The organism is Sphingomonas sp. PAMC 26617 (assembly GCF_000242835.1).
GTDB lineage: Bacteria > Pseudomonadota > Alphaproteobacteria > Sphingomonadales > Sphingomonadaceae > Sphingomonas.
Genome location: NZ_JH594425.1, coordinates 2,489,490 through 2,510,713, shown reverse-complemented (window position 1 = coordinate 2,510,713; position 21,224 = coordinate 2,489,490). Strand labels below are relative to the sequence as shown.

General features: G+C 66.2%; 24 protein-coding genes and 1 tRNA gene. 12 read left to right on the top strand and 13 right to left on the bottom strand.

Translation table 11 applies throughout. From position 1 onward, the window contains the following. Positions 1–3: 3 nt before the first annotated feature. The 3 genes from RH91_RS11105 to RH91_RS11095 form a co-directional block, all read right to left on the bottom strand. The gene (locus RH91_RS11105) at positions 4–483 is read right to left on the bottom strand and encodes an ExbD/TolR family protein (protein WP_026046481.1); all 480 of its coding nucleotides are present in this window, start codon (positions 481–483) and stop codon (positions 4–6) included. A 93-nt stretch (positions 484–576) separates the two neighbouring features. Next, positions 577–1,377: a MotA/TolQ/ExbB proton channel family protein gene (locus RH91_RS11100; protein ID WP_010162819.1), complete on the bottom strand. Its 801-nt coding sequence runs from the start codon at positions 1,375–1,377 to the stop codon at positions 577–579. 67 nt (positions 1,378–1,444) lie between these two features. After that, positions 1,445–2,119, bottom strand: a complete 675-nt coding sequence (locus RH91_RS11095; RefSeq protein WP_029623784.1) for an energy transducer TonB — start codon at positions 2,117–2,119, stop codon at positions 1,445–1,447. 222 nt (positions 2,120–2,341) lie between these two features. Between RH91_RS11095 and RH91_RS11090 the strand changes: the two genes are divergently transcribed. Next, positions 2,342–3,226: a hypothetical protein gene (locus RH91_RS11090; protein ID WP_010162816.1), complete on the top strand. Its 885-nt coding sequence runs from the start codon at positions 2,342–2,344 to the stop codon at positions 3,224–3,226. 103 nt (positions 3,227–3,329) lie between these two features. On the opposite strand, the gene RH91_RS11085 is transcribed toward RH91_RS11090, so the two are convergent. The 3 genes from RH91_RS11085 to RH91_RS11075 form a co-directional block, all read right to left on the bottom strand. Then, complete coding sequence (locus RH91_RS11085; RefSeq protein ID WP_010162815.1) at positions 3,330–3,653, bottom strand: Rossmann fold domain-containing protein; 324 nt, start codon at positions 3,651–3,653, stop codon at positions 3,330–3,332. Then, the gene (locus RH91_RS11080) at positions 3,650–4,021 is read right to left on the bottom strand and encodes a dihydroneopterin aldolase (protein ID WP_010162814.1); all 372 of its coding nucleotides are present in this window, start codon (positions 4,019–4,021) and stop codon (positions 3,650–3,652) included. Before RH91_RS11080 ends, RH91_RS11085 begins: the two co-directional genes overlap by 4 nt. A 91-nt stretch (positions 4,022–4,112) precedes the next feature. Continuing rightward, positions 4,113–4,745, bottom strand: coding sequence for a glutathione S-transferase family protein (locus tag RH91_RS11075; RefSeq protein ID WP_010162813.1), 633 nt, complete (start codon positions 4,743–4,745; stop codon positions 4,113–4,115). Between the two features lie 98 nt (positions 4,746–4,843). Here RH91_RS11075 and RH91_RS11070 point away from each other — a divergent pair, with 98 nt between their 5' ends. The 4 genes from RH91_RS11070 to RH91_RS11055 all read left to right on the top strand — a co-directional run bounded on the left by RH91_RS11070 (position 4,844) and on the right by RH91_RS11055 (position 7,786). Beyond that, positions 4,844–5,356, top strand: a complete 513-nt coding sequence (locus RH91_RS11070; RefSeq protein WP_029623783.1) for a GNAT family N-acetyltransferase — start codon at positions 4,844–4,846, stop codon at positions 5,354–5,356. A gap of 62 nt (positions 5,357–5,418) precedes the next feature. Next, entirely contained in the window at positions 5,419–5,985 is a 567-nt protein-coding gene (locus RH91_RS11065) for a DUF1285 domain-containing protein (protein ID WP_010162811.1), read from the top strand. After that, a complete protein-coding gene (locus RH91_RS11060; RefSeq protein WP_010162810.1) occupies positions 5,982–6,581 on the top strand; it encodes a CoA pyrophosphatase in 600 nt (199 codons plus the stop codon). Before RH91_RS11065 ends, RH91_RS11060 begins: the two co-directional genes overlap by 4 nt. Continuing rightward, positions 6,569–7,786: a CCA tRNA nucleotidyltransferase gene (locus RH91_RS11055; protein WP_010162809.1), complete on the top strand. Its 1,218-nt coding sequence runs from the start codon at positions 6,569–6,571 to the stop codon at positions 7,784–7,786. Before RH91_RS11060 ends, RH91_RS11055 begins: the two co-directional genes overlap by 13 nt. Here RH91_RS11055 and RH91_RS11050 read toward each other — a convergent pair. Together RH91_RS11050 and parC are read right to left on the bottom strand one after the other, a co-directional pair. After that, a complete protein-coding gene (locus tag RH91_RS11050; protein ID WP_010162807.1) occupies positions 7,756–9,447 on the bottom strand; it encodes a putative bifunctional diguanylate cyclase/phosphodiesterase in 1,692 nt (563 codons plus the stop codon). The genes RH91_RS11055 and RH91_RS11050 overlap by 31 nt on opposite strands. A 256-nt stretch (positions 9,448–9,703) precedes the next feature. Next, positions 9,704–11,965 carry a DNA topoisomerase IV subunit A gene (parC, locus tag RH91_RS11045; protein WP_010162806.1) on the bottom strand — a complete coding sequence of 754 codons (2,262 nt, stop codon included), beginning with the start codon at positions 11,963–11,965 and terminating at the stop codon, positions 9,704–9,706. 85 nt (positions 11,966–12,050) lie between these two features. Between parC and RH91_RS11040 the strand changes: the two genes are divergently transcribed. The 5 genes from RH91_RS11040 to purQ all read left to right on the top strand — a co-directional run bounded on the left by RH91_RS11040 (position 12,051) and on the right by purQ (position 16,314). Continuing rightward, positions 12,051–12,953, top strand: coding sequence for an alpha/beta hydrolase family protein (locus RH91_RS11040; RefSeq protein WP_010162805.1), 903 nt, complete (start codon positions 12,051–12,053; stop codon positions 12,951–12,953). Between the two features lie 115 nt (positions 12,954–13,068). After that, on the top strand, positions 13,069–14,283 hold the full coding sequence (gene kynU, locus RH91_RS11035; protein ID WP_010162804.1) for a kynureninase: 1,215 nt from the start codon (positions 13,069–13,071) through the stop codon (positions 14,281–14,283). Between the two features lie 115 nt (positions 14,284–14,398). Beyond that, on the top strand, positions 14,399–15,178 hold the full coding sequence (purC, locus tag RH91_RS11030) for a phosphoribosylaminoimidazolesuccinocarboxamide synthase (RefSeq protein WP_010162803.1): 780 nt from the start codon (positions 14,399–14,401) through the stop codon (positions 15,176–15,178). 237 nt (positions 15,179–15,415) lie between these two features. Next, positions 15,416–15,646 (top strand): phosphoribosylformylglycinamidine synthase subunit PurS, encoded by a 231-nt coding sequence (purS, locus tag RH91_RS11025; RefSeq protein WP_010162802.1) that lies wholly within the window; start codon positions 15,416–15,418, stop codon positions 15,644–15,646. Next, positions 15,643–16,314, top strand: coding sequence for a phosphoribosylformylglycinamidine synthase subunit PurQ (purQ, locus tag RH91_RS11020; protein WP_010162801.1), 672 nt, complete (start codon positions 15,643–15,645; stop codon positions 16,312–16,314). The genes purS and purQ overlap by 4 nt, the downstream gene beginning before the upstream one ends. Positions 16,315–16,342: 28 nt before the next feature. Here the strand turns inward: purQ and RH91_RS11015 are convergent, their stop codons facing one another. Further along, complete coding sequence (locus RH91_RS11015; RefSeq protein WP_026046477.1) at positions 16,343–16,651, bottom strand: hypothetical protein; 309 nt, start codon at positions 16,649–16,651, stop codon at positions 16,343–16,345. 105 nt (positions 16,652–16,756) lie between these two features. Then, entirely contained in the window at positions 16,757–17,521 is a 765-nt protein-coding gene (locus RH91_RS11010) for a queuosine precursor transporter (protein ID WP_010162798.1), read from the bottom strand. Between the two features lie 85 nt (positions 17,522–17,606). Here RH91_RS11010 and RH91_RS11005 point away from each other — a divergent pair. After that, positions 17,607–17,683, top strand: a tRNA-Arg gene (locus RH91_RS11005). A gap of 13 nt (positions 17,684–17,696) precedes the next feature. On the opposite strand, the gene RH91_RS11000 is transcribed toward RH91_RS11005, so the two are convergent. The 3 genes from RH91_RS11000 to RH91_RS10990 form a co-directional block, all read right to left on the bottom strand. Further along, positions 17,697–18,257: a YkgJ family cysteine cluster protein gene (locus RH91_RS11000; RefSeq protein ID WP_010162797.1), complete on the bottom strand. Its 561-nt coding sequence runs from the start codon at positions 18,255–18,257 to the stop codon at positions 17,697–17,699. Between the two features lie 17 nt (positions 18,258–18,274). Then, complete coding sequence (locus tag RH91_RS10995; RefSeq protein WP_010162796.1) at positions 18,275–18,607, bottom strand: hypothetical protein; 333 nt, start codon at positions 18,605–18,607, stop codon at positions 18,275–18,277. A 72-nt stretch (positions 18,608–18,679) separates the two neighbouring features. Continuing rightward, positions 18,680–19,480, bottom strand: coding sequence for a class I SAM-dependent methyltransferase (locus RH91_RS10990; protein ID WP_010162795.1), 801 nt, complete (start codon positions 19,478–19,480; stop codon positions 18,680–18,682). Between the two features lie 162 nt (positions 19,481–19,642). On the opposite strand from RH91_RS10990, the gene RH91_RS10985 reads away from it, so the two are divergent. Next, positions 19,643–21,124 (top strand): PAS domain S-box protein, encoded by a 1,482-nt coding sequence (locus RH91_RS10985; protein WP_010162794.1) that lies wholly within the window; start codon positions 19,643–19,645, stop codon positions 21,122–21,124. The last annotated feature ends 100 nt before the right edge of the window (positions 21,125–21,224 follow it).

Below are 21,224 nucleotides of genomic sequence, written 5' to 3'. Positions count from 1 at the left end.
CGCTTACGATGACGGACCGCCTGTGGGGGGCGGCTCGGAGATGAAGCCGACCTTGGCAAAGCCAGCCGACTGCATCGTGTAGATCGCGCCACCGATGCACTTGTAAGGCGTTTCCACGTCGCCGCGGATATGCGCTTCGGGAAGATCCTCGGTCGTCAGGTTGGCGGCGCCACCTGCCTTATCGACGATTTCCTTCAGCTTGTCGGTCGCCCGCTTCAGCAGTTCTTCATGCGTCACACGCGTCAGACCCCAATACACCGCGCATGCGCCGCTGGAATCCTTCGTGATCGAGAGCGAGACGTTCTCGGGCTTGGTCACGGTCGGGTCGTACCGCACGTCGGGCAGCTTGAGCTTGACGCTCTGCACAATCGCCGGAACCGTGATGAGGAAGATGATCAGCAACACCAACATAACGTCGACGAGCGGCGTCGTGTTGATGTCGGACATCGGGGCGTCTTCTGCACCACCAGTACTAATCGCCATGAAAGGCCATCCTATCCGTATCAGTCAGGCCACCCGGTACGTCCGGGCAGCGAGAAAATCGGGGCCGTCCGGCTGGACGGCCCCGGGTCGTCCTTAGACGCGCGTCTGAACGCCACCAGCCTGGCCGGCGGTCGTCGTGCCGGTTGCAGCAGGCTTCGCACCCGAAACCGGGGGAGCCTTCGTCGCTGCGCGCGATGCTGCCGGACGAACTGCGCCTTCCGAAGCAAGGTAGCCGAGAACGTCGGTCGAGAATGCGCTCAGATGCTCTGCGATCGCCTTGTTGCGGCGCTGCAGGAAGTTGAACGCGAGCACTGCCGGAACCGCGACGACCAGACCGAAGGCGGTCATGATCAGCGACTCACCGACCGGGCCTGCGACCTTGTCGATCGATGCCTGGCCAGCCTGGCCGATGCCGATGAGGGCGCGGTAAATACCAAGCACCGTACCGAACAGACCAACGAACGGTGCGGTTGCGCCGACCGTCGCGAGGAAGGCGAGACCGCCGCCGAGCTGTGAGTTGATGACGGCTTCCGAGCGCGTCAGCGAACCATGCAGCCAGTCATGTGCCTCGACCGGATCGGTCAGGCGGCCGTGCTGCTGCTGTGCGGCAATGCCGTCGTCGACGATCTGCTTGTAGGCCGAGTTCTTCTCGAGCTTGGCAGCGCCTTCCTGCAGCGAGTTCGAGTTCCAGAAGGTCGCCCGGACGCGACGGCCCTGGTTGATGATCTTCTGCTGCTCGAAAATCTTCGTGAACAGGATGTAGAGCGTGAAGAACAGGAAGATCGTCAGGATCGCGGCAGTCGTCCACGTGACGGGGCCGCCCTGCTTCATCGCGTTCATGAAGCCGAAGTTGTCAGCAGCCGATGCTCCGGCGGCGAGGATGGTGGTCGACATTGGGGGTACTTCCTTCTCGATTATGAAGCCGTGCGGCCCGCCGGGAGCCGCACGCCTGGGATGGGTCTTATTCGGGCAGGCGCCACACGACGTTGCGCGACTGGCCACTGGTCCGCATCGGCGCACCGTTCTGATCGAGCGCAGGCGTATAACGCCCGCGCCGGGTCAGTGCGCTGCAGGCTGCGCGGTCCAGCGACGAATTGCCGCTCGAAGCGACGATCGTGCAATTCTCGACGCGGCCTGCCGGGCTGATGTCCCAACGAATCTTCGTCGTACCCTGTGCCTCGGCGCTCAGCGCGTCGGACGGATAGTCGTCGTTGGTAATCCAGTCGGCAGGGTTACCCTTTGGACCGGCGGCCTTGCTGACCGTCGGAGCAGCGGGCGGCGCCGGAACGGGCACCGGTGCTGGCGCTGCTGCCCGGACCGTGATCGGTGCGGCCGGCGGCGGCGTGATGACTGTGGTGACAGGCGGCGGCGGTGCCTGCACGCGCACGATCGGCGGCGGCGACACGACCGGCGGGGTCTGCAGCTGCGGCTGTTCGGGCGGCGGGGGCGGCGGCTTGTCAGGCGGCGGCGGTGGCGGCTCGACGACGTCGAACGTGTTTAGCTTCTCGGTAACCTTCTTGATATATTTGAAGGTCAACCCGTTCACGAAGCCCCACGCGAACAGTGCGACGATGACCGAAACGATCACGATCGACACGGCGCGGCTGCCACTTGTATTGCGATCAGCGTAAGCCATTCAGAAACGAAACTCCTCTATTCCGGCACGACGGTCCAAGCCCGATCCGTAACGTCCGCTCGTTATCCGGCCTGTCATGGGTTAATGTATCCTGGACAGGTCGTAACCTCTATCGCGCCAAAAACCACGACGCAAACGCTTTGTCTGGCGCAACAAACGTACAAGCGCCGCGTGGCAGAATTATTTCTGTTTAAAACTGACACGGTCGGGTAACGCATAAGCATGATGACGGCACCAAACCGGCTGCTGGCAACGCTGTTGCTGGCCGCGTCTCCAAGTCTTGTTGCAGCGCAGCAAACTCCTCTGAAACCGCTGGATTCTGCGGTTCCGCAACAAGCAACGGCGTTACCCTATTCGGACTATGCCGACCTTGTCCTGGCGTCCCCGGTCATCCTCGATGCGACTGTTCGGAGCGAGGTCCGGCTCAAACCGGCCGAGGCACCGAGCGTCCCACAAAATGCGACGCGGCTCTATATCGAGGCCGATGTGACCGCCCTGATTCGCGGAACCGGTGCCGTACCGCCGAGAATCGGGTACACGATCGACGTTCCACTCGACGCCCGCGGCCGTCCGCCGCGCTATCGCAAGATGCGCGTCTTGCTGTTCGCGCGTGGAGTCGCGAACAATCAGGGACAGGTCCAACTGGTCCGTTCGGATGCGCAGCGCAACTGGACCCCGGCGAGCGACGCATTGACCCGGCGGATCGTCCGTGAAGTGCTCGCGCCCGATACGCCGCCGACCGTGACCGGAATCGGCAACGCCTTCTTCACTGCGGGCGACTTGCCCGGAGATGGCGAGACGCAGATTTTCCTGACCACCGCCGACAACCGACCGATCTCGCTCAACGTGCTCCGCAAGGCGGGCCAGCCGCCACGCTGGTCGGTCGCGCTGAGCGAAGTCGTCGACGAAGCGGCGCCCCCCCCGGCACGGCAGACGTTGCTATGGTATCGGCTCGCCTGCACGTTGCCGGCCACGCTTCCCGACACCGCCTTGCACGGCAGCGAAGCCGACAATGCGATCGTTCGGGAGGATTATGCGACGGTGCTGAACGGGCTTGGCGCCTGTGATCGGACGGTCGACGGCCCGAAGGAAGGGTCCGTGCGGTAGGATGATGTTGGCGAGCGCCGCTCTTGGGCTCGTCACCCCGGTCATACCGGCTGGCCCCCGGCCGTCGGCAGGGGAGCAAATGTCCGAAAGGCTGACGAGCGCGCTAGTCGATCCGTAACACTTGTCCGGTGGTCGATCGCGCACCGGCGAGAAACCGTGCCGCGGTGACGACGTGTTCGGTCGGAGCGCCCTCCACGACATCGATCGCGCAGACCCGGCGCGGGGCCAGTTCGCCCGCAAGCGGCCCGAGCGCCGCCAGCAGCATCGCGCGTTCCATTACCGAAACTGCAGGGAGCAGCAGTATCACGACCGCGTCCCCCACCCCCGCCGCGCGAACCGTGTCGATCACCGTCGCGGGGGTGGATTGAGCGTCCGCCACGACCAACGTGGCCGTAGCCCCCAGCGCCTCGGCGACCGCAGCGATCACCGCCGGTGCCGCGTGAGCGTGATCCCGATCGATTCCCCCGCCTCGGCGATGGCGAGCTTGACGATCGTCACCTCGACCTTCGTCACGCGCTTGTCCTGCAGGAACAGCGTTTCGCAGATATGATCGGCAACCGCCTCGATCAGCGTAAAATGCACGCCCTCGGGCAGCGCGGTGGTCGCCGCATGCTTGAGGTCGAGGTAATTCTTGGACGCGCTCAGCGGTGTATCGGGTTCGTAGCGATCGGGCACTGTCAGATCGACCGTCAGCGAGATGCGCAGCGGTTGCGGGAGGTGCGTTTCCTCGGAGTAAATGCCGGTCAGCACCTGCACTTCGAGGTCATGCACGTTCAGCGTCAGTCGGTCGTCCAAGGGGAACCCTTCATTCGGTACGCATCGGGGGAGGCGTGGGCGGGGAGGTATGGGCGCGCCATAGCAGATCGGTGCCGCGGGGGAACAGCCGTCACGCGGTCGCGCTCGAACGCGCCGATGCAGCAGCGTGCCAGCGTTTGAGATCCGCTGCGCCGTCGGGCACGACGAGTTTTGCGGCCTTTGCGAAATCGACCGTAACCAGCGCGGAAATATCCGCGAAACTGTAGGAATCGGTCGCGATCCAGGTCCGCCCCGCCAGATGTGCGTCGAGCACGCCGACGAACATATCCCACAGGATCTGTCCCCGCTCCACCAGTTCGGGGATCTGCGGGATCGCGGGCCACTTCCCCGCCACGCCGCGATCGCGAAACGCCGGGCGCTGGTTGCGCAACACATAGACGACCGCGGCATACCCCTCATTCTCGATCCGCCTTGCCCAGCTTTCGATCCGCGCGATGTCCAGCGCGGTCTCGCCGAACAGCGGCGACGGGTCTCCCAGCGCCTCGAAGTAACGGCAGATCGCGGCCGATTCGCACAGCATCTCGCCATCGTCGAGCTGCAGCGCTGGCACGACCCCGCGCGGGTTCAGCGCAAGATACGCCGCGCCGAGCTGCTCGTCCTGCCGCAAGTCGATCGTCTCGCGCTCGACCGAAATCCCCTTTTCCGCCAGGTAAATGCGAACACGTCGAGGGCTTGGAGCCCAATCCGCATCGAAGAGTTTCATCGCTGGGGGATCCTTCGTTCTTGCGTTCGGCGAGGTGGAGGCTAAAGCGCGCGGCCCCTGTGGTCCATCCGGGACGTGCGGCGGCAAGGATTTGGCCCGTGATGGATATCGTGCCGATTGCCGAGATCGCCCCCGACCGGGTCGAGCAGTTGCTCGACGTGGCGTTCGGATCGGGCCGTCACGCGCGCACCGCCTATCGAATCCGGGAGGGGATGGCGATGATTCCCGAACTGGGCTTCGCCGCGCGCGATGCGGGGGCGCTGGTCGGCACGATCCAGTGCTGGCCGATTCGCTTTGCAGGCGACGATGGGCGGGACGTTCCCATGGTCCAGATCGGTCCGGTCGCGGTCGATCCATCGCGCCAGCAAGGCGGGATCGGGCGGCAATTGACCGCGCGGGCGCTGGAGGCCGCGGCCACGCATGGCCTCGCGGACGCGCTGACGCTGATCGGCGACCCGGAATATTACGGCCGCTTCTTCGGCTTCGACGCAAGTCGTACCGCCCTGTGGCGAGTCCCCGGCCCCGTCGAGCGGCATCGTCTGCTTGCGTCTGGAACGGCGGTGCCGACCGGTGCGGGCATCCTTGCACCGCGGATCCTCGCCCTGGCCTGATTACCGCCGGTTCGGCGCGGCACCGCTTTACGCATGCCGTGCGCTGTCCTACCGCCTCCGACATGCCCATGGAGCCGATCCCCGACCTCGCGTCCCTCTCGCTTGCCGACATTGCGCGGCTCGCCGAGGAGCACAAACTTCCGCCAGTCGAGCGCTGGAACCCGACGCATTGCGGCGACAGCGAAATGCGTATCGCGCGCGACGGAACGTGGTTCCACCAGGGATCGCCGATCGGCCGCCCCGCGATGGTGCGACTGTTCTCGACGATCCTGCGGCGCGAAGCCGATGGCGGCTATGTCCTCGTCACCCCGGTCGAGAAGCTCGACATCCAGGTCGAGGACGCCCCTTTCGTCGCGGTCGAGATGAAGGTCGAACGCGTCGGCAAGGATGCGGTGCTCGCGTTCCGGCTCAACACCGGCGACATCGTGACCGCCAATGCCGAACACCCGCTCCGCTTCGAACCGCGCGAGGATGGGCCCCGGCCCTATCTGCGCGTGCGGGGCGAACTCGACGCGGTGGTCGCGCGCTCGGTCTATTACGAGCTCGCGCACCGCGCGATCGAGGGTGGCGAAACGCCCCCCGGCGTTTGGAGCGCGGGCAGCTTCTTCCCGATCGAGCCCGCGGCATGACGCTCGTCGAACGTTTGCGCCATGCGCTCGCGCTTGGCCCCGCCGACGATGCGGTGCTGCTGACCGGCGATCATGTCGATCATGATCCGATCCCCTCGGCGCTCGCGCAGGCGGCGGTGCTCGTGCCTGTCACCGATCGCGTCGAACCCGGCGTGATCCTCACCCGCCGCACCGACACGATGACCCGGCACGCCGGGCAGGTCGCTTTTCCCGGTGGCCGGATCGACCCCGGTGATGCCAACGCCATCGCCGCCGCGTTGCGAGAAGCCGAGGAGGAGATCGCGCTCCCCCGCGACGTCGTCCATGTCGTCGGCGAGGCGGATCGCTATCGCACCGTGACCGGGTTCGAGGTTACGCCGGTGATCGGCGTGGTCCCGCCCGATCTGGTGTTCACCCCCAATGCGGCCGAAGTCGCAATCGTATTCGAGGTACCGCTCGGCTTCCTACTCGATTCGGGCAACCATATCGAAGCCAGCGTCGAGTGGCAGGGCCGCAACCGCCATTATTACGAGATCCTGTGGGGCGAGCATCGCATCTGGGGCGCGACCGCGGCGATGATCGTCAACCTGTCGCGGCGGTTGCGATGGAACGCGTGACGCTCCCCGCGGCGGACTGGCGCGACCGGGAGGATCTGGTCGCGCTGTACCGCGTGCTGGGGGTCGAAACGGGCAACACCCGCGTCGTCGGCGGCGCGGTGCGCGATACGCTGCTGGGCGGCGCGGTCTCCGACATCGATCTTGCGACCCGACACGCGCCCGAGGACGTGCTCTCGCTGCTCCAGCGCGCGCGGATCAAGGCGGTGCCGACCGGCCTCGCGCACGGCACGATCACTGCCGTCCTCGCCGATGGTCCGGTCGAGGTGACGACGCTGCGGCGCGACCTGTCGACCGATGGCCGCCACGCCGTCGTCGCCTTCACCGACGACTGGCGCGAGGACGCGGCGCGGCGCGATTTCACGATCAACGCGCTCTATGCCGACCCGGTATCGGGCGAGATCTTCGACTATTTCGGCGGGATCGACGATCTCGCGGCGGGCCGCGTCCGTTTCATCGGCGATCCGTTGCAGCGAATCGCCGAGGATCATTTGCGGATCCTGCGATTCTTTCGCTTTCACGCGCGGTTCGGCGACGTACCCGATGCCGCTGGCTTGGCTGCCTGCACGGCGCGCGCGAACGACCTGATGGCATTGTCGCGCGAGCGGATCGCGGCGGAACTGCTCAAGCTGCTCGTCGCCCCCGGTGCGGTAGCCACGCTCAAGCTGATGATCGCGCACGGCATCCTGTTGCCGGTCTTGCCCGAAATCACGTCGGCTGGCGTGGCCCGTCTGTCGGACGTGGCGGACTACGAAACCGCGGCGGCGATCCTCGCGGATCCGTTGCGCCGGCTGGCTGCGGTACTGCCGCGCGACCCGGCGCTGGGCGAAGCGGTCGCCAACCGCCTCAAACTGTCGAACGCACAACGCAAGCGGATCATTTCCGCACTCGGCGCGCCGGGCGGCACCCCGCCCGCGCTGGCCTATCGGCTTGGGCGCGATGGCGCGCTCGACCGCTGGCTGCTGACCAAAAACGGCGATGAGGCGATAACGGGCGCGCAAGAGATCGCGGCGTTCGAAATCCCCGCCTTCCCGCTCACCGGTGGCGCGCTGGTGCAGCGCGGCGTCGGTAAGGGGCCCGATGTCGCGCGGATGCTGCGGCAGGTCGAGGAGGCGTGGATCGCAGAAGGCTTTCCCGATGCCAACCGTACCGCCGAACTCGCGGACGCCGCGGTCGATCAGTGGCGGCAGTCGAGCAGCATCGCATAGGCCGCATCCGCTTCGAGCGGACGCGCGTAGAAATAGCCCTGCCCGAAGGTACAGCCGAGCGCCGCGAGCGTCTGCGACAGCTCGATCGTCTCGATTCCCTCGGCAGTGGTTTGCATCCCCAACGCCTGCGCCAGGCTGAGGATCGCGCGGACGATCGCGATCTTGTCGCGGTCGGCGAGCATGCCGGTCACGAAACTGCGATCGATCTTGAGCACGTCGATCGGCAGTTTCTGGAGATAGGCGAGGTTCGAATAGCCCGTGCCGAAATCGTCCATCGCGATCGTGGTGCCGAGCGCCTTCAACGCCTGCATGATTCCTGCGATCCGATCCGGATCGCTGACCAGCGCGCTTTCGGTAAGCTCGAGCGTGAACCGATGCCCGCTCAGGCCATTGCAGTCGAGCGCGGCCTGCACGACCGCCGCGATCGAATCGCGCTGCAGCTGGATCGCCGAGAGGTTGACCGCGAGCTTGATCGCGCAATCCCCGCCAAGCCGCGCGTCCCACCCGGCGAGCGTCGCCGCCGCTTCCTGGATCGCCCAGCGACCGAGCGGGACGATCAGCCCGGATTCCTCGGCGACAGGGATGAAATCATTGGGCGAATACTCGATCCCGTCCTCGTCGCGCCAGCGCGCGAGCGATTCGAACGCGACGAGCTTGCCGGTCGCGAGATCGACGATCGGCTGATAGCACAGCCGCATCTGTCCGCGCTCGATCGCGCGGCGAAGCGCGGTCTCGATCCCGAATTGCTCACGCGCGATGTCGAACGCCTGCGGTTGATAGGCTTCCGACTTGCCGGTTACCTTCGACCGTTTGACCGCGAACTGGGCGTGGCGGATCAGTTCCTCGGCGTCGTCGATCGCCGCCGCGCCGAACGCGATGCCGATCGAACACGCGACGCGAATCTCGAAGTCGGACAAGCGGAACGGCGTCGAGAGCGCGCCAAAGATGCGTTTCGAAACATGCTCCGCATCGATCGCGCCATCCTCCAGCGTCAGCAGGATCGCGAATTCGTCGCCCCCGGTGCGCGCCAGCACGTCCTGCGCACGAAGCGCGCCCTTGAGGCGACGCGCGACGGTAATCAGCAGCTCGTCCCCTGCCATCGACCCGAGGCAGGCGTTGACCCGGCTGAACCGATCGAGATCGATCACGAGGACCGCGTAGCGATCACGCGTCAGCGGGTTCTCGATCAGCGTCTCCAACCGGTCGCTGAACCCCGCGCGGTTGGGCAGGCCGGTAAGGCTGTCGGTCAGCATCTCGCGGCGGAGGTTGTGCTCGGTCCGAAGTTCGGCGGTCTGGTCGACCAACGCGAGAATGCAGCGTTGTTCGGGGTTGCGGATCAGCCGCGCGAGCGTCGCCTGGTAATGGCGGCCATCGACCACGTCGCCAAAGTCGATCCGGAATTCGGCGCGCAGCGATTCGCCGCGAATGAAGGCGGAGATCTGCGGTTCGATCTGCACGATCAACGATTGCCGGCGTTCGGCGGGGCCGAGTCCCGCCAGATCAAACGCGCTATTGGACGCCTCGACCCGCACCCCGTCCGGACCGAGCACCACGAGCACAGCGGGGATCGGCAACAGGTCGATCGCCCGCGAAACGAGCATCACCGACAGGGCGTTATTGTCCAACGCGGTCAGCGCACCGACCACGGGATCTTCCACCAAGACAGGATGAGTCCTGAGCGCCATTGGCCCATTGCTAGGGCCGAATAGTTAACAAGCAGCTTGCGCCCCCGTATTTCAGCCCTTTGCCAGGCTGACACCGCTGGACAGATCGCACCGTGTCCGAGCGTTCGGCGCGAGCATGCAGCCATGCGCCTCTGCCTCAAATCCTTCTTCGCTGGCTGGCCAACCGCGTCCGGCTGACGAGGCCTCGTCCGGACAGGCTTGGCGGGCGTAGCCGGGCGGACCCGAGGCAGGATCAGCCGAAGCGGTTGTCCCGCGGGAACCCGTTCGGCGGCATCCGGCCGGCGGCCCCGCGCGCCGCGCGCCACGGGCCGAGGTCGGTCTCGGTCCGCACCCGCCCGCTGTCGCCGCCCATCTGCCAGCTCAGCCCGCTCGCGAAGACGAAGGTGATCGCATCCGACAGACCGCCGTCGCGGAAGCGCATCAACTGCACCCCCTGCCCGCGGGTAAGCTCCGGCAGTTCGGCGATCGGGAACACCAACAACCGGCGATTGTCGCCGATCGCGCCGACATAATCGTCCTCGACCGCGACGGGGCGAACGATCTTAAGCTTCGCGCCGAGGCGCGGGGTGACGACCGTCTTGCCCTTGCGAGTCTCGGCATGAATGTCGGCGGTGCGCACGATGAACCCGCGACCGTCGGTCGCCGCCACCAGCCAGCGATCGGACAGGCTCGCGCGGAACACCCCGACGATCCCGATATCGCCATCGAGGTCGATCATCAGCCGGAGCGGCTCGCCAAAGCCGCGCCCGCCCGGCAGCTTGTCCGCAGGGAGCGTAAAAAAGCGTCCGTTCTCCGCCGCGACCACGACCTTGTCGGTGGTCTGCGCGTGGAAATCGAACAGCGGTGCGTCGCCGTCCTTGAACTTGACCGCGGCGACCCCGGCAGCATCGACATGCCCCTTCATCGAGCGGATCCAGCCGCGTTGCGACAGGATCACCGTGATCGGCTCGCGCTCGATCATCGCGTCGAGCGGAATGTCGCGCAGCGGGGCCGCCTGCTCGATCGTGGTCCGCCGCCGCCCGAGCGTCGTCTCGGGGCCGTAGCGGTCGCGCAGCTTGCCGAAGTCGCGCTTCAGCCGCGTCCGCTGCTTCGCCTCGCTTCCGAGCAGCCCCTCGAGCCCGGCGCGTTCGCGATCGAGCGTGTCACGCTCTTTGCGCAACTCCATTTCCTCGAGCCGACGCAACGATCGCAGCCGCATGTTGAGGATCGCCTCGGCCTGGCGGTCGTTCAAGTCGAACTCGGCGATCATCACCGGCTTGGGCTCGTCCTCGGTGCGGATGATCTCGATCACGCGGTCGAGGTTGAGATAGGCGATGATATAGCCGTCGAGCAGCTCGATCCGGTCCGCGATCTTGCGCAGCCGATGCTCGGCGCGCCGCCGCAGCACGATGAACTGGTGCTGGACCCACTCGTTGAGCGCCTCCGCGAGGCTCATCACGCGCGGCGTCCGGCTCGCGTCGAGCACGTTGAGGTTGAGGCTGAACCGGCTCTCGAGGTCGGACAGTTTGAACAGGCTCTCCATCAGCACGACCGGGTCGACCGTGCGGCTGCGCGGCTCGATCACGATGCGGATCACCGCGTCCGATTCGTCGCGGACGTCCGCCATGATCGGCAGCTTCTTGTCGTTGACGATCGCGGCGAGCTGCTCGATCAGCTTGCCCTTCTGCACGCCGTAAGGAATCTCGGTGACGATCGCGGTCCACGTCCCGCGCCCGAGATCCTCGACCTGCCAGCGCGCACGGACCCGGAAGCCCCCGCGTCCGGTCGCATAGCTTTCGGCGATCGCGGCGGGTGAGTCGACCACCAGCCCGCCGGTCGGAAAGTCAGGGCCGCGGACGTGATCGAGGATGTTGAACCCGGCGAGATCGCCCGACCGGTCGATCAGCGCGATCGCGGCGTCATACAGTTCGGCGACATTGTGCGGCGGGATGTTGGTCGCCATGCCCACCGCGATCCCCGCTGCGCCATTGGCGAGCAGATTGGGAAACGCGCCGGGGAACAGCTCGGGCTCCTGTTCCTCGTTATTATACGTGGGCTTGAACGCGACCGCGTCTTCGTCGAGCCCGTCCATCAGGTCGATCGCGACCTGCGTCAGCCGGGCTTCGGTGTAGCGGAAGGCGGCAGCGTTATCGCCGTCGATATTGCCGAAATTTCCCTGCCCCTCGACCAGCGGATAGCGGACCGAGAAATCCTGCGCGAGCCGGACCATTGCGTCATAGACCGACTGATCGCCGTGCGGGTGGTATTTGCCGATGACTTCACCGACGACGCGGGCGGATTTCTTGAACGCGCTGCTCGGGTCCATCCTGAGCGCGCGCATCGCCCACAGCAGGCGGCGGTGCACCGGCTTCATCCCGTCGCGCAGATCGGGGAGGGAGCGCGCGGTGATCGTCGACAGCGCATAGACGAGATAGCGGTCCGACAGCGCGCTATCGAACGGCGCGTCGGCGATCGCGTTGAAGGGATCATTGGGGTCGATGATGTCGGTCGCCATCTGTTCCGGTTAGCAGGCCGGGACGGCCTACGTCCACCGCGACGCTGGGGCTTCGACAAGTGCCTGATGCCGTCGTATCGATGGCATGATGCTCAGATTCGCTTTTGCCGCCGCCGCGCTGCTCACCGCCACCGCGCTCCCCGCGCAGGAGGCGCCTAAACCGCTGCTCACATGGCCCGACCTGATCAAGCGGCCGGCGCCGCAACCGAACGCGACGGTCGATTACGGCAGCGATCCGTACCAGAAGGTCGACGTGTGGGTGCCAGCGGGCAAGGGCCCCTTCCCGACGGTGCTGATGGTCCACGGCGGTTGCTGGACGACGAGTATCGCGGACCGCAGTCTGATGAACTGGATCGCGGACGATCTGCGGCGCGACGGGATCGCGGTGTGGAACATCGACTATCGCGGCGTCGATCGGCCCGGCGGCGGCTATCCGGGAACCTTCATCGATGCGGGCACGGCGGCGGACGCGTTGCGCGCCAATGCCCGGAAATTCCACCTCGATGCCCGCCGCGTAGTGGCGGTGGGGCATTCGGCGGGCGGGCACCTTGCTTTGTGGCTCGCCGCGCGCGGCAGGATCGCGAAGACCAGCGCACTGTATCAGCGACACCCGCTGAAGATCGCGCAGGTTGTCAGTCTCGGCGGCCTGCCTGACCTGGAGGCGACCGCCGCCAGTCCGGACAATGGGTGCGGCGTCGACGTCGTCGCGAAGCTCGTCGGCGCGCCCGGTGTGCGGGGCGATGTCTATGCCGACACCTCTGTCCCGCGGCTGCTGCCCGACGGGGTCCCCCAAGATCTCGTGAATGGCCGGGACGACAAGATCATCCCGCTCCGGATGGGGACGCAATATGTCGCTGCAGCCCGCGCCAAGGGCGACCGGGCGGAGTTGCATGTCGTCGACCACACCGGCCATGTCGAACTGATCGCGCCGGAAACCGCCGCCTGGGCGGAAGCGAAGCGCCTGATCCGCCTGGCGTTGGAGAAGTGACCAATCCGGTCACCTCGCCGAAGCCCGGGACCGCCATGTGGCGCCTCCGGACCTCGATAGCACGTCAAAACCCGCCCGGCCCCGGCCTCTGCCCGTGTTACGGAAAGGCCGCAGCATGACCCCCAACGAAGCCCGCGCGCGTGACGCGGCAGATCCGCTCCGCGGCTATCGCGATGCGTTCCACCTGCCCGAAGGAGTGATCTACCTCGACGGCAATTCGCTCGGCCCGCTCCCGCGCTCGACTCCGGCGGCGCTGGCAGACATCGCGGAACGGCAATGGGGAGAACGGCTGATCCGCAGCTGGAACGAAGGCTGGATCGAGGCGCCCCGTCGGGTCGGTGGCAAGATCGCCAAACTCATCGGCGCGGCCGAGGACGAGGTGATCGTCGCGGATTCGACCTCGGTCAATCTGTTCAAGCTGCTCGTCGCCGCCCTCCGCCACGCAGCACCGAGGACCACGATCCTAAGCGAGACCGGCAATTTCCCGACCGACCTGCACATTGCCGAAGGGGCGGCAGGGTGCGTTCCGGGGGCACGGCTCAACGCCGTTCCTCGCGCTGCCTTGTCCGACGCCCTCGACGAAACCACCGCCGTCGTCATGCTGACACATACACATTACAAGACATCCGAGTGTTTCGATATGTCAGCATGGTCCGCGAAGGCGCGGCAAGCAGGTGCGCTAATGCTTTGGGATCTCAGCCATAGTGTAGGCGCGATCCCGATCGACCTGAACGCTGCAGGGGCGGATCTCGCAATCGGATGCGGCTATAAATTCCTCAATGGCGGCCCGGGTGCGCCGGCCTTCCTCTTCGTCTCCCGGCGATTGCAGGACCAACTCGCCAGCCCACTGTCGGGCTGGATGGGCCATGCCGCACCATTCGGGTTCGCCGACGCCTATGCCCCCGCGCCCGGAATGACGCGCTGGCTCGCGGGCACCCCCCCGATGCTGGGTCTCGCCGCGCTCGAGGCCGGGCTCGACATCTGGGAGGACGTCGACCAGCAGCAGGTCGCGACCAAGAGCGCCGCGTTGTTCGACGAGATGGCCGAGATCGGCGTGTCGCTTGGTCTCGAGTGCGTCAGCCCCGCCGACCCCGCCCGGCGCGGCAGCCATATCTCGTTCCGCCATCCGGAGGCCTATGCGCTCTGCCAGGCGCTGATCGCGCGCGGCGTCATCGGCGACTTCCGCGATCCCGACATCCTCCGCTTCGGCCTTACCCCGCTCTATCTCGGGTTCGAGGACGTTGTCCGCGCGGGCGCGATCCTCGGCGACATCCTCGCCACGGATGCCCATCGCGACCCCGCATTCCAGCACCGCAACGCGGTCACCTGACCGCCAAGCGATTGATTGCACCCCCGGCATCGATCCGGTATAGGCGTGATCTTCCCGCCCCGGCCCGCGTGATCCGCGTTGCCGGGGCCGCTCATTTCCAGGGGTTAGCGCAAACATGGCACGCCGCCGCCAGATCTACGAGGGCAAGGCCAAGATCCTGTACGAGGGTCCTGAGCCGGGTACGCTGATCCAGTACTTCAAGGATGACGCCACCGCTTTCAACGCCCAGAAAAAGGGGACGATCAGCGGCAAGGGCGTGCTCAACAACCGGATTTCCGAGCACATCTTCACGCTGCTCGGCGCGATCGGCGTGCCGACGCACTTCATCCGCCGGCTCAACATGCGCGAGCAGCTGATTCGCCAGGTCGAGATCATCCCGATCGAAGTCGTCGTGCGCAACGTCGCGGCCGGGTCGATCTCGACTCGCCTCGGGATCGAGGAGGGCACGCAGCTGCCCCGCACGATCATCGAATATTACTACAAGGACGATGCGCTCGGCGATCCGATGATCACCGACGAGCATATCGCCGCGTTCGGCTGGGCCGGGCAGGAAGAAATGGCCGACATCGCCGACCTGGCGATTCGCGTGAACGATTTCCTGTGCGGGCTGTTCGCCGGGATCGGGATCCGCCTGATCGACTTCAAGCTCGAATTCGGGCGCGTGTGGGACAATGACTATCCCCGCGTGATCCTCGCCGACGAGATCAGCCCCGACGGCTGCCGCTTGTGGGACATGACCACCAACGAGAAGCTCGACAAGGATCGTTTCCGTCGCGATCTCGGCGGCGAGGTCGAGGCCTATCAGGAAGTCGCCCGTCGGCTCGGGCTGTTGCCCGAGGAAGCCGATGGCGCGGTTCTGGACATGGAACAGCACCGGCTGAACAAGGGGAAGTAAGCCGCTCGGCTTGCCCTATTCAGCGGCTTCCCCGGCGTAGGCCGGGGCCCAGGCGGACAGGTTTTGGTAACGGGTACATCGCCCGCCATGACCCGCCCTCTCCTGGGCCCCGGCCTTCGCCGGCGAAGTGCTTCAGAAGATTCGCGATCCGCGACCCCGCGAATCCACCCCCTTGCGACCCGCGCCGCGCGCGAGCATAGCGACCCGCATTCCCTACCGTCGCAGCAGGACATATCTATGAAGCTCCGCATCTTCGTCACGCTGAAGCCCGGCGTGCTCGATCCGCAGGGTCGCGCGATTCACAAGGCGCTCGGCGGCCTTGGCTTCGAAGGCGTCAACGACGTCCGCGCCGGCAAGCTGATCGAACTCGAGGTCGAGGACAGCGTCGACGACGCGCAGATCGACGCCATGTGCCGCAAGCTGCTCGCCAACACCGTGATCGAGAATTTCCGGGTGGAACGCGCATGAAGACCGCGGTCATCGTCTTTCCGGGCTCGAACTGCGACCGCGACGTCGCCGTTGCGCTCCGCGAAGTCAGCGGGACCGCGCCGACGATGGTGTGGCACGGCGACACCGCCCTTCCCGACGGGGTCGATCTCGTCGCCTTGCCGGGCGGCTTCTCTTATGGCGACTATCTGCGCTCCGGCGCGATCGGCGCGCGCTCGCCGATCCTGCAAGCCGTGAAGGACGCGGCGGACCGCGGCGTTCCGGTGCTCGGGATCTGCAACGGCTTCCAGGTGCTGACCGAAGCAGGCCTGCTGCCAGGCGCGCTGATGCGCAACGCAGGGCTCGATTTCGTCTGCCGCGAAGTTCCGCTGACGGTCGACAATGCGCAGAGCGCGTTCACCAGCCGCTATGCCGCGGGCGAACGGATCATCGTTCCCGTCGCGCACCATGACGGCAATTACGCCGCCGATCCCGAGACGCTCGACCGCCTCGAGGGCGAAGGGCGCGTCGCGTTCCGCTATGGCGAGTCGGTCAACGGCTCCGCGCGGAACATCGCGGGCGTGCTCAATGCGGCTGGCAACGTGCTCGGCCTGATGCCGCATCCCGAACGCCGGATCGACACCGCCGCGCATGGCGGCGACGACGGCCGGCGGCTGTTCGAAGGGTTGCTCGAGACGGTCGGGGTCTAGGCCGGTTTCGTCGTGGGAAACGGAGGCGTCACTCCGGTTCCGCGCCGAACGACAAGGCTTCGGCCGGGCCGACCTGCTGCTCGCCCTCGAAGATTCGGTCGAGCCGCGCTCGTACCTCGCCGCGATAGCCCTTGGCCGACAGCGAACGGGGTGCGGTGACGGACAGTTCGTCGGCAATCGCATCCTTGATCCGCGCCATCGCGGGATCGTCGAGCACGTTCGCGCGCCGCAGCTCCTGGCAGAGCTGCACCAGCCCGACCGCCGTCGCCTGCGCGCGAAGCCCGACGTTGGTGAGATCGAAATGAAGCCTCTTTTGCTTGTCATAAGCCATTGTCATCGGGGATTCCTTCCAGCCCCGAGCCTAAGCCTCAATTCCCGCGCACGCTAGGGTGTCGGCGCGCCCCCGTCCGGCGCGCCGCACCCACCACGCCGTGACGGGAGCCTACACCCCTGCCTTGAACGGCGAAAAGTCCGTCCCGCGATCATACACGTCGATTCCCTCGCGGCGCTTGAGGAACCCGACGACCAGATAGGTGACCGGCGTCAGCAGCACCTCCCACGACACCTTGAGCACGAACTGGCTCAGCATCACGAGCAGCATCGCACTGACCGGCCAGTCCGGCGCGCCCAGGAACGCGAGTGGATAGAAGATCAGGCTGTCGAACCCCTGCGCGACGATCGTACTGCCGATCGTGCGGGTCCACAGCATCCGCCCTCCGGTCAGGATCTTGAGCTTGGCGAGGACGAAGCTGTTAGCGAACTCCCCGACCCAGAACGCGACCACCGACGCGACGATGATCCGCAATCCCGTCGCTGCGGCGGGATCGACCAGAACCGAGCGGCCGAAGACATATTCATACGCCTGCTGGCCGCCCCAACCGGCAGCGGGGGGCAGTGCCACGACGACTTGTTCCATCACCGCAAGGAAGATCAGCGCCGCAAACCCCGCCCACACGCAGCGCCGGGCGCGCGCATAGCCATAGACCTCGGTCAATACGTCGCCGATCACATAGCTGACCGGGAAGAACAGGATCCCCGCGCCAAACGGCCACGGCCCGATCCACGGTACATCGATCACCGACCGTTTCCCCGCGCCGACCACATTCGACAGCAGCAGGATCACCACGAAGGCGACCATCACGAAATCATAATAGCGCAAGGCCCGCCCGCCGAGATCGCGCGCGGTGATGCTCCTCGGTGTGTCCATCGATCCCCGTCCCCATCCCCTGACGTGACCTGCTATGAAGACCGTTTCGCGCCACCGCAATCCACGCTAAAGGCATCACCAGTGCGCGCCCGTAGCTCAGTTGGATAGAGCAAGGAGCTTCTACCTCCTCGGTCGGGGGTTCGACTCCCTCCGGGCGCGCCAATGCTGCGTTAGGTCAGTCGCTCCCGCCAAAGACGCCATAGCGGTCGCGCCAGGCGGCAACTTCGTCTGCGAGGTTCGGCGGTGCGGGGTCTCCCGTAAGAACGAAGTGCGCCACGTCCTTGTCGGGATGCATCAGCATTTTCTTCGACCCGTCGCTGAACCAGACCGGGACCAGTTGATCGCACAGCGTGTCCAGGACTTTGCCGGCGAGACCGGTCGCGATCGCGTCGCTGCCGGCGAGCACGCGGATGTTGATCGAGACGCCTTCGAAGCAGTTTTGCGGCTCGCGGACGAAATTGAGCGAAACCAGCAGGCCGGACCGATCAGGCCGCGTTTCCTCGGTAAGGCCGGCGACCCTGCGCCACGCACAGAACCATGTCCGGCAGATGGGCGGGCGGACCGGATGGATGCCGCACCCCTTGTCCGTCAGATGGACGCATGGTGTCCCGGCGGGCTTGGCGAATTCGGGCGTGTCGACCACGAGCGCGGTGCAACACACGGTGCAGTCGCCGCACGTGCGTTCGGCCAGGACCGGTCCCAGCAGAATCGTCTCGAGGTCGGCCTGCGTCTGCATTCGCTTCGCGCCGTGCCTCAATTGCCTTCGGAATCGACGGTGAAAACCATTGGCTTGCCGCGCGACATCGGTTCCCACCCCGCCTGCAAGGCCGCCCGAACGCCGCGAACGACCGTCGCATCGTCGATCTGCAACCGGCCGTGCGGCAGGCCCTTCAAAAGGCGTTTGGGGGCGGGAAATTCCAGCAACGCCTCCCGCCTCGTGTCCTGCTCCAGCAGCGAAACCGTCATCCCCTTCCAGCCGTCGGAATCCGACCAGTGCGGCTCGCGCTGGAGCTGCCAGTCATATTGGGTGCCGTCGACCTCAACGGTGCCGGTCGTGCTTCGGATGTTCGCCATTTCGGTGGCCATAGCATGTCTGTCGGACAGCGCCACGCGTCGCGGCGCTCCACCGGAGCACCGCGACACCCTCAAGGTGCCGACTCAGCGCGGCTTGACGAACTTCAGCGTGAACCGATCGCTCTCGCCGATCGCGGCATATTTCGCGCGGTCGACGTCCTTGAGCTGATAGGTCGGCGGAAGCGTCCAGACGCCTTCCGGATGATCGTGGTCGTCCTTGGGGTTGGCGTTGACCAACGATTCGCCCGCGAGCTTGAAACCCGCCTGTTCCGCCAGCCGCACGACCGTCGACCGCTTGATATAGCCGCTCGTCTTCTCGCGCGCGGTCTCCATCTCCTCGGGCAGGCGATGATCGACCACGCCCAGCACGCCGCCCGGCTTGAGCGCGGTGAAGAAGGCCTTGAACACGCGGCCAGCCACCGCGGGGTCGTCCTGCATCAGCAGATTGTGGACGTTGCGGAAGGTCAGCACGACGTCCGCACGCGCGGCCGGCATCGACGATGCGCCGGTCTTGAAGTCGATCGTCGCGACGGTCGTCGGGCCGTAGCTCGCGGTCTTCCCGGCAAAGGCACTCCGCGTGCGCTCGGCCTGCGCGGTCGGGACCAGCGCGACATACTGCCCGCGGCCCGACACCAATGGCGCGAGGATTTCGGCATACCAGCCACCCGAGGGCAGGAACTCGACGACGGTCTGCGCGGGTTTTACGCCAAAGAAGGCCAGTGTCTGCGCAGGATGGCGGTACGCGTCGCGCGCGCGGTTGGCCGGCGTCCGCGTCGGTGCGGCAACGGCGGCGGCAATGTCCTTCGACGGCGCGGCGGACTGCGCGACGGCCCCCGTGGTTACGAGCGCGGTGAGGCAGGCGATGGCGGCAAGCGGACGGTGCATATCGAAGATTCCCTCAGCGTTTCTGCCGCAATCATGCCGTGCCGGGGCGGGTTGTACAATCGCGCGCACCGTCGCCCGAAAGAGAGCGATTGCCCGCCTTGCCCCCGATCCCCCACATTCGGCGTTATCCCGCGACCTGCGAACGGACGGAAGCATCAGGCAATGCCCGCATTACACCATACCGGCGTCGATCTCCGGCGCCTCCAGCAAATTGTCTCCGGCCTGACCGAAGGCGTCATCATCGTCTCGCCCGAGCAGGAGATCCTGTGGGCGAACGAGGCGGGACTGCGGATGCACGGGGTCGAGCGGATCCCCGATCTGGGCAAGACGGTCGACGACTATCGTCAACGCTTCCGGCTGCGGTATCGCAACAACCACTGGCTCGACGCGCACGATTATCCGCTTGATCGCGCGGTCGCGGGCGAGGCGTTCAGCGAAGTCATCGTCGAGGTCGTCCGCGAAGGCGAGGACGATGCGCGCTGGATCCACCAGATCCGCAGCCTCGTGCTGACCGACAGCGACGACAAGCCCGACCTGCTGGTGCTCGTCATCCAGGACGTGTCGCTCCGGTTCGAGGCGGAGGAACGCTTCGAGCAGACGTTCAAGGCCAACCCCGCCCCCGCGGTGATCTGCCGCCTGTCCGACCAGCGCTTCGTCAAGGTCAATCAGGGCTTTCTCGAAATGACCGGGCGCGAGCGCGAGGACGTACTCGGCCACACCGTCTACGACCTCGACGTGCTCGCCGACGTGGACGATCCAGGCCTCGCCAAGCAGCGCCTGCGTGAGGGGCGGACGATCCCGCAGATGCAGGCGGACCTGCATTTGCCGAATGGCGGACGCAAGCTCGTGATCGTCGGCGGGCAACCGATCGACCTCAACGAACAGCCGTGCATGCTGTTCACCTTCGCCGACCTCGAACCCCGCCGCCGGATCGAGGGCGAGTTGCGCGAGAGCGAGGCGCGCGCTCGTCGGACGTTCGCACTCGCCCCGGTCGGGCTCGCAGTCGCGACGCTCGACGGGCACCGATTCCTTGAGGGCAATGGCGCGCTGCTCGACCTGAGCGGCTTCACCGACGAGGAGTTCAAGCACCAGACCGTCGGTTCGCTCAAACTGTGGGAGAATGCGACCGTGCGCGCCGAGCTCGAACAGGCGCTCGCGGACGACGGCGGGTTCCAGGCGCGTGATGCCTGCCTCCACCGCAAGGATGGCGAGCGGATCGACGTGCTGATTTCCGCGGGCGTCATCCCGATGCATGGCAGCAATTGCGTGCTGTGGGTGATCCAGGACATCGCCGAACGCCGCCGGTCCGAACGCGAACTGATCGGCGCGATCGAGACGGTGATGCGCGACACCAACTGGTTCAGCCGCACGATCGTCGAGAAGCTCGCCAATCTCCGCTCTCCCAGCAACGCGAGCCGGGTCACCGAAGTCGCGACCCTGACCGGACGCGAACGCGAGACGTTGAGCCTGATGTGCGAGGGCCTCGACGATCAGGCGATCGCGACGGCGATGGGGGTGTCGCGTAACACCGTGCGCAACAATGTCGCGCGGATCTACGGCAAGCTCGGCGTCAACCGGCGCGGCGCGGCGATCATCTGGGCGCGCGAGCGCGGCTTCCCGCTGCCGTCGTCAAGACGGGGCTGAGGGTTAACATCCCATGAATCTGCACTAAACGATTTGGTGCAGATCGCTCTAGGGCGCGCCCGTTGCGGCACTATTTCCATCGTTCGTCGAAAAGACCGCT

Bases quoted from the DNA above. Each gene is read 5' to 3' on its own strand.
- RH91_RS11105 (WP_026046481.1), bottom strand. From the start codon at position 483: ATGGCGATTAGTACTGGTGGTGCAGAAGACGCCCCGATGTCCGACATC.
- RH91_RS11010 (WP_010162798.1), bottom strand. From the start codon at position 17,521: ATGGACACACCGAGGAGCATCACCGCGCGCGATCTCGGCGGGCGGGCC.
- purQ (WP_010162801.1), top strand. From the start codon at position 15,643: ATGAAGACCGCGGTCATCGTCTTTCCGGGCTCGAACTGCGACCGCGAC.
- purS (WP_010162802.1), top strand. From the start codon at position 15,416: ATGAAGCTCCGCATCTTCGTCACGCTGAAGCCCGGCGTGCTCGATCCG.
- RH91_RS11060 (WP_010162810.1), top strand. From the start codon at position 5,982: ATGACGCTCGTCGAACGTTTGCGCCATGCGCTCGCGCTTGGCCCCGCC.
- RH91_RS11055 (WP_010162809.1), top strand. From the start codon at position 6,569: ATGGAACGCGTGACGCTCCCCGCGGCGGACTGGCGCGACCGGGAGGAT.
- RH91_RS11095 (WP_029623784.1), bottom strand. From the start codon at position 2,119: ATGGCTTACGCTGATCGCAATACAAGTGGCAGCCGCGCCGTGTCGATC.
- RH91_RS11040 (WP_010162805.1), top strand. From the start codon at position 12,051: ATGATGCTCAGATTCGCTTTTGCCGCCGCCGCGCTGCTCACCGCCACC.
- RH91_RS10995 (WP_010162796.1), bottom strand. From the start codon at position 18,607: ATGGCCACCGAAATGGCGAACATCCGAAGCACGACCGGCACCGTTGAG.
- RH91_RS11090 (WP_010162816.1), top strand. From the start codon at position 2,342: ATGATGACGGCACCAAACCGGCTGCTGGCAACGCTGTTGCTGGCCGCG.
- RH91_RS11075 (WP_010162813.1), bottom strand. From the start codon at position 4,745: ATGAAACTCTTCGATGCGGATTGGGCTCCAAGCCCTCGACGTGTTCGC.
- RH91_RS10985 (WP_010162794.1), top strand. From the start codon at position 19,643: ATGCCCGCATTACACCATACCGGCGTCGATCTCCGGCGCCTCCAGCAA.
- RH91_RS11000 (WP_010162797.1), bottom strand. From the start codon at position 18,257: ATGCAGACGCAGGCCGACCTCGAGACGATTCTGCTGGGACCGGTCCTG.
- RH91_RS11065 (WP_010162811.1), top strand. From the start codon at position 5,419: ATGCCCATGGAGCCGATCCCCGACCTCGCGTCCCTCTCGCTTGCCGAC.
- RH91_RS10990 (WP_010162795.1), bottom strand. From the start codon at position 19,480: ATGCACCGTCCGCTTGCCGCCATCGCCTGCCTCACCGCGCTCGTAACC.
- RH91_RS11015 (WP_026046477.1), bottom strand. From the start codon at position 16,651: ATGACAATGGCTTATGACAAGCAAAAGAGGCTTCATTTCGATCTCACC.
- kynU (WP_010162804.1), top strand. From the start codon at position 13,069: ATGACCCCCAACGAAGCCCGCGCGCGTGACGCGGCAGATCCGCTCCGC.
- purC (WP_010162803.1), top strand. From the start codon at position 14,399: ATGGCACGCCGCCGCCAGATCTACGAGGGCAAGGCCAAGATCCTGTAC.
- RH91_RS11100 (WP_010162819.1), bottom strand. From the start codon at position 1,377: ATGTCGACCACCATCCTCGCCGCCGGAGCATCGGCTGCTGACAACTTC.
- parC (WP_010162806.1), bottom strand. From the start codon at position 11,965: ATGGCGACCGACATCATCGACCCCAATGATCCCTTCAACGCGATCGCC.